1 protein-coding gene is annotated in these 1,803 nt (G+C 40.0%); it reads right to left on the minus strand.

Going from position 1 to position 1,803, the window contains the following annotated elements; all coding sequences use genetic code 11:
• Positions 1–144 precede the first annotated feature (144 nt).
• On the minus strand, positions 145–1,581 hold the full coding sequence (gene gndA, locus HUK45_RS09245) for an NADP-dependent phosphogluconate dehydrogenase (protein ID WP_191912047.1): 1,437 nt from the start codon (positions 1,579–1,581) through the stop codon (positions 145–147).
• Positions 1,582–1,803: the final 222 nt, after the last annotated feature.

Raw genomic sequence — 1,803 nt, forward strand, 5'->3', positions numbered from 1 at the left:
ACGGGCTGGTCGGTGTCTTTTTCTTTTACTAACATATATTTTAAAGGAAAACGGAGTTAAATGAAATCCGAAGATTTCATCTAACTCCGCTTATTATTAGGGACTTATGTCACAGCCCCTTAATTCAATAGAAATTTAGTTAAATTATTGTTCTTCGTACCAGCTGTAGTGGTAGTTACCAGGACGGTCTGTCCGTTCGTAGGTGTGAGCACCAAAGTAATCCCGTTGTGCTTGTAGTAAGTTTGCAGGAAGAACTTCAGCACGGAATGAGTCATAGTAGCTAATTGCAGCACTTAATGATGGAACTGGTACACCAGCCTTTACAGCAAGTGCAACAACGTCCCGAATAGCCTTTTGGTACTTCTTAGCAATATCTTTGAAGTAGTCGTCAAATAAGAGATTCTTCAAATCAGGGTTCTTTGTGAAGGCATCGGTAATGTTTTGTAAGAATTGGGCACGAATGATGCAACCAGCACGCCAAATTTGAGCTAATTCGCCGTATTGGAGATTCCAATCGTAACGTTCGGAATCGATCCGCATTTGTTCGAATCCTTGAGCGTAACTCATTACCTTACCGAAGTAGAGAGCCTGACGAATCTTTTCAACTAATTCTTCTTTGTTGTCAATTGAAACAGCTTCAGTATCAACAGGCAATTCCTTACTTGCTTGAACCCGTTCCTTCTTCATCATTGAGATGTAACGAGCATAAACGGCTTCGGTAATAACGGATTGTGGTGCACCACCGTCAAGAGCGGTTTCAGAACTCCACTTACCCGTTCCTTTATTAGCACCACGATCAAGAATCATATCAACGATTGGCTTACTCTTGTCATCGCCAAGGTCATCTTTTCGGGTAAGAATGTCAGCGGTAATATCAACAAGATAGCTGGAAAGTTCACCCTTGTTCCATTCAGCAAAGGTCTTAGCAATATCGTCAACAGGCATCTTTAAGACGTTTCGCATGATATTGTAACTTTCGTCGATCAGTTCTTCGTCACCATATTCGATTCCGTTGTGAACCATCTTAACGTAGTGACCAGCACCGTTAGGACCAATGTAAGCAACACATGGCTTGCCGTCTTCTTCAGCTTTAGCTGCGATCTTAGTAAGAATTGGTTCTACCAAGTCATAAGCTTCTTTTTGACCACCAGGCATTAATGATGGACCATAGAGAGCACCTAATTCACCACCAGATACACCCATGCCAATGAAGTTGATTCCAGACTTATCTAACTTGGCATTCCGGGCCATTGTGTCATGGAAGTTAGTGTTACCACCATCAATTAAAACATCACCCTTATCAAGTAATGGTAATAATTCGTCGATAACAGCATCAGTAGCTTTACCAGCCTTAACCATCATCAGAATCCGGCGAGGCTTTTCTAGTGAGTTAACAAAGTCTTCAATTGTGTAACTTGGCACTAATTTTTTATCACCGTGATCACGGATCATTTCATCAGTTCGGTTACGGTGACGGTTATAAACACCAACAGTAAAACCGCGACTTTCAATGTTTAAGGCGAGGTTCTTACCCATAACAGCTAAACCAACAACACCAATTTGTGCTTTTTGATCTGACATATTCTTACACTCCTTAGCTAATCTTGTGTTTATTTTCATAATAATTATTATACAGCAAACGACTTTGAAAGTAAAAACAAAAAAGGCCAAGAAGAAAATTATGGGTATACACTTTCTGGTATTGATAAAAAATCAATGCCAGTTTTTTTGTACACAAAAAGGACAACTGCTGTCCTCGTGTTGTACAATCAATTCACCACAAAAATCATGTAAAGAAGGTTA

Origin of the sequence: Limosilactobacillus urinaemulieris (assembly GCF_014838745.1) — a bacterium.
GTDB classification, from domain to species: Bacteria; Bacillota; Bacilli; order Lactobacillales; family Lactobacillaceae; genus Limosilactobacillus; species Limosilactobacillus urinaemulieris.